Raw genomic sequence first — 4,458 nt, 5'->3', positions numbered from 1 at the left:
TGCGCCGCTGTTTCATTTGCAACACCTCCACTGCTTACGCAGCGTCTAGTGTGTTGCATCGACCGGTTGAATCCACCATCGATTACGGTCGCCTACGCGATCGACGCAGGCGAGGTCGAGTCGCTCGGCAAGATCGGCACAACCCAAACGGAGATCGATCGGCTGTGCAAGCGACTGCAGTCGAAAGCTTCACACGTGCGTGTGGTTTATGAGGCTGGTCCGTGCGGCTACGGGCTGTACCGGCAACTGACGGAGCGCGGCTTCGAGACTATGGTCTGTGCGCCATCGCTAATTCCCAGGAAACCCGGCGAGCGCGTCAAGACAGACCGGCGCGACGCCGCAAAGCTCGTGCGCTCTCTTCGCGCAGGCGACCTGTCGGCCGTGTACGTCCCTACTGTCGAAGACGAAGCCTTCCGGGATTTGGCCCGGGCATGGGCAGTGGCCAAGGAAGATTTGCGGCAGGCCAGGCAGCGCCTGAAGTCGTTTCTGCTCGCACATGGCGTAGGTTATACAGGCCGTGCGGACTGGAGCGAATCGCATCGACGCTGGCTCAGCGGCTATTCGTTCGCTAACGCGTGGCAACAACTGGCATTTGAAGAGCATCGACGCACGATCGAGGATCGACTTGTGCAGTGTGGACGACTGGAGGCGGCGTTGCGCGATGCAGTCATCAGCTGGCGCTTTTACCCTGTGGTGCTGGCTCTGCAGGCGATGCGCGGCGTGCAGTTTGTTACGGCTGTCGGCATGGTTTCGGAGCTGGGTGACCTGTCGCGCTTCACGCACCCACGTCAGCTCATGGCGTGGCTCGGTGTGACGCCCTCGGAGCATTCGTCGGGCGGCAAGCGACGCCAAGGCAGCATTACCAAGACCGGCAACAGCTATGCCCGCAAGCTACTTGTGGAGGCAGCCTGGAGCTATCGGCACGTGGCACGCGTTGCCCCGCAGATCCAGCAGCGACACGAAGGGCTCCCCAAAGCGATTATCGATCGTGCATGGGATGCGCAGTTGCGACTGTGCCGGCGATATCACAAGCTCGTGGCCCGCGGCAAGAATGCCAACATCGCGGTCGTCGCCGTTGCGCGCGAGTTGGCCGGCTTCATCTGGGACATCGCCCGACTCGCGATGGCGCTTGCATTGCCGCGCGGCATGCAGTCCGCATGAGACCGGCGACAGGTCGATATGGATGAACGATGAACTGATCATGGAGGGAGTTTCCTGAAGGCGGCGTAGCCCGGTATTCGAGCAATCCGCGTCTCCACTTCGCAACGGGCAGTCCCCGACTTGCGTTTTAAGAAAGCGGCAGGCTCATGAGACGGAACTCTGTAATGCGGTAACCAACCCGCGTATGTCAGTGTGATCCACCGTCGAGCATTACTGCTACGTCGCCCTCAGGAAATTCGAACACCTATGGAAAGAGATTGAAAACCGATCGTACTTGACACGGAAAGTCATATCAGTGGACAAGACCGGGTCGGCGCGCACCAGTTGGGTGTCGCAGACGGTCGCCTGGAGCGTCGCAAGCAGGCCACGCTCTGCCTCCGCCCAGATCGCTCGCCCGAGGTCCAGTAACATTCGCTCGGCGGGAATCAAGAGCCGCCTCTCGTACAGCCAGTGGTACGCATGCTGCACCAGTTCGTCGAGCGCCAGCGATTCGGCAGCATCTTGCCGCATCCACGCTTAGAGGCCGGGCCATTGGTCAGCGCCCATCGATGTCAGGCCGAGGTATTCGCACGCACGCCGACACCTGATGCTCGTATCGAGTCTTATAGCGTTGGTAGGTCGTGCGCAGCGACGCGATCAACGGTACCGGCAGGCCGAGTCGCTCGTCGACATAGCGTAGCAGTTGCCGTGGCAAGGTCCCGACATGATCCAGCGTGTGGCCGCTGGCCCGCAGAAAGACCAGTTGGATGGCGGCACCTGAGCGGCGATCGCGCCAGAAACGTTCACTGATCGCGGCCAAGTCGCTGTCGCCCAACGCAAAGTAACGCTCGACGTTGAACTCCGACAGTCGCGGGGGCAAGCGATCCTGCCCCACATACCGAAATTCCAAGCTTGGCATCTACTGTCTCCCGTCACGGTCGCAATTGAAAATTGCGGGTAGGTAGCTTACTGGATATCCCGGTCACGACTGTCGACGATAGTCAGAATCGACTGCAAAGCCTTGCTACAGAAGGCTTTGCGGCGAACCACCAGATTTTTTCACAAAAAGACGATTACCCATCGTGCCAAATTATTATTTTGGCTGAATTATTTTCACATTTCTCGATTATTGGTACGACAACGTAATGGTTGCTTGCGCGTCTGCCTCGCCACCTTTTACGTTAGAATCGGTTTGAATATACCTGGCTTTCCAACCGATGGAAACATCGCCACCTTGGTCAGGGTTATATAATGAACCGAAGGATCGCCTCTCCTGCAACCCGACAGGAGTGCTACCATCGTCGAAATTAGTGATTTGGACACCTACACCCGACGCGCCGCCTGCGTTCGACAGTGAGAGTATCCCGTTCTTCGGGTCTCCAACGACGCTCGAACCACCGGCTGGATCAATTTGATAAGACAAATTAGGAATTCCCGCTGGGCACGTCATTTTCGCCCAAAATTCTTGCGGTGTCGATGCCGACCCCACACCATTGAAGGTCGACGTCGAGATATTCGTACCCATCTGAACCGAGATATTTTTTGTTTGTATTTGACAGGTCGGTGGAACGATCTCCACATCATTGGCACGAAAATTGTATTGACGGTAACTATTATCACCCACCAACTCAATTCCTCCAGGATTTGCGGAGCCAAAACCAACATCCCCAGTTCTCACTAATAAAATAAGCACTTCAATATCATCCGGATCATATTCTACGAACCGACATTGACTGCTACCCGCAAAACCACAAGTAGAGTGAACCCCCACTACTGCGTACGCCACCCCAACCCCCCGAATATTGGTATCCCACACCCCAAGGGGCGCGCCTTGATAGTTTATATTCTCTCCAGAATAGTGCAAATCCCCAATCAAACTCACGTTGTTTTTGGGAGAGTACAAATAATTGATATTGCCTTTTCCGGCTGCAAATATTTCCCCCTGCGCCCCCCGGCTCTTAATCGTTAATTTTCCCGGCAAGGAGATATTGTAATCGTCAGCATAGGCATTACCGACGCAACCAAGCGATACAAAGATCCCACACAGCATTAAAATTATAAGGTGAAGTGTTGTTTTTAACATTCAGAGCCCTCAATTACACTGACATCCAAAGACAAAATGACACCATCCTTGGTGAGTAAGTTTTATATAAGAAAATTTTAGAAATGAAACCGCCCCATCGTAACTCCCCGCCCAATTCAATGCATCGAACTTGAAAATAGATGCAGGTTTGATTTTCCACAAAATCCCAGCCACAAGGAATCAGCCAAAATATGAGTTGATCTCGGACCAATCCCAAATATGTTTAAGAATAGTTATGTCTTCAATGCCCCGACGCGACACACTCTTCCTTCGGTGCCGCTTTCGCAGCCGTCCTGATTTGTTCGAGCGATACCACCACGATGACCGACCATGAGGTCGGGCGGAATTCGTGGAGGCCAACGGGTCAAGCAGCGATCTGATTCAGATAGAAATGCTGCGTGAACGCGACAGGCGCTTGGTAGTTCAGGCGTGTCTGCGTGCGTTGCCGGCTGTAGAAGATTTCGATGTATTCGCTGATCGAGTGCCACGTCTGCTCGTGCGTGGCGAAGCGTTGATGATAGACCAGTTCGTACTTCAGATCGCCCGACAGGTGGGCGTGTCGGCCTCGACCGTCAGCCGGGTGCTGGCGCGTGCTGGACTGTCCCGGTTGAGCGACCTGCAACCACGTGAACCGGTTCAGCGTTACGAACACGAGGCACCGGGCAACTTGCTGCACATCGACATCAAGAAGCTCGGCCGTATCGCGCGTTCTGGCCATCGTGTGACCGGCAATCGGCGCGATACGGTCGATGGCGTTGGCTGGGAGTATCTGTTCATCGCCGTGGACGATCATGCCCGGATTACCTACACAGCGATGCATCCCGACGAGACGAAAGGCAGTGCCGTGAAATGCCTGCACGATGCCGTGGCTTGGTACGCCGGACTCGGCGTGCGTGTGCGTCGATTGCTAACCGACAACGGTTCGGCATTTCGCTCGCACGAGTTTGCGCGGGCCTGCCAGGAATTGGGTATCCGGCACAAATTTACGCGGCCGTATCGTCCGCAGACTAACGGCAAGGCCGAACGCTTCATCCAGTCAGCGTTACGTGAATAGGCCTACGCATGGACATACCCGAACTCCGCCCATCGCATCGAAGCCTTGGCGAGTTGACAGCACCAGGCCGCGAGGACGCCGTATCGGCGGCAATGGCATGCCTTCGTGAACCGCCGATTCGTTCGGCTGATGATGCCCTGCGTGTTCCTGGGGATGGAATGGTAGGCCGTTGCCCTTCCTT

At 55.9% G+C, this 4,458-nt stretch carries 2 protein-coding genes, 3 pseudogenes and 1 riboswitch; of the genes and pseudogenes, 2 read left to right on the top strand and 3 right to left on the bottom strand.

Annotated elements, in window-relative coordinates; translation table 11 throughout:
• Window positions 1-30 precede the first annotated feature (30 nt).
• Window positions 31-1,161 carry an IS110 family transposase gene (locus WS49_RS02525; RefSeq protein WP_059524188.1) on the top strand — a complete coding sequence of 377 codons (1,131 nt, stop codon included), beginning with the start codon at window positions 31-33 and terminating at the stop codon, window positions 1,159-1,161.
• A 309-nt stretch (window positions 1,162-1,470) separates the two neighbouring features.
• Here the strand turns inward: WS49_RS02525 and WS49_RS36620 are convergent.
• The 3 genes and pseudogenes from WS49_RS36620 to WS49_RS33015 all read right to left on the bottom strand — a co-directional run.
• Window positions 1,471-2,059, bottom strand: a pseudogene (locus WS49_RS36620) (DUF4158 domain-containing protein); the annotation flags it as partial.
• Window positions 2,060-2,266: 207 nt separating this feature from the next.
• Window positions 2,267-3,223, bottom strand: coding sequence for a fimbrial protein (locus tag WS49_RS33020; RefSeq protein ID WP_082722019.1), 957 nt, complete (start codon window positions 3,221-3,223; stop codon window positions 2,267-2,269).
• 364 nt (window positions 3,224-3,587) lie between these two features.
• Window positions 3,588-3,767: pseudogene (locus WS49_RS33015) on the bottom strand (IS3 family transposase); the annotation flags it as partial.
• Between WS49_RS33015 and WS49_RS33010 the strand changes: the two are divergent.
• Window positions 3,702-4,274: pseudogene (locus WS49_RS33010) on the top strand (DDE-type integrase/transposase/recombinase); the annotation flags it as partial. The pseudogenes WS49_RS33015 and WS49_RS33010 overlap by 66 nt on opposite strands.
• Window positions 4,275-4,356: 82 nt before the next feature.
• Window positions 4,357-4,424, top strand: a riboswitch (Fluoride riboswitch).
• The last annotated feature ends 34 nt before the right edge of the window (window positions 4,425-4,458 follow it).

Source organism: Burkholderia sp. RF7-non_BP4, assembly GCF_001521935.1.
GTDB classification, from domain to species: domain Bacteria; phylum Pseudomonadota; class Gammaproteobacteria; order Burkholderiales; family Burkholderiaceae; genus Burkholderia; species Burkholderia diffusa.
Note: the sequence above shows the minus strand (reverse complement) of the source record. Positions and strands in the feature narration are given on the sequence as shown.

Coding starts and splice junctions, on each gene's coding strand:
- WS49_RS33020 (WP_082722019.1), bottom strand. CDS start 3,223: ATGTTAAAAACAACACTTCACCTTATAATTTTAATGCTGTGTGGGATC.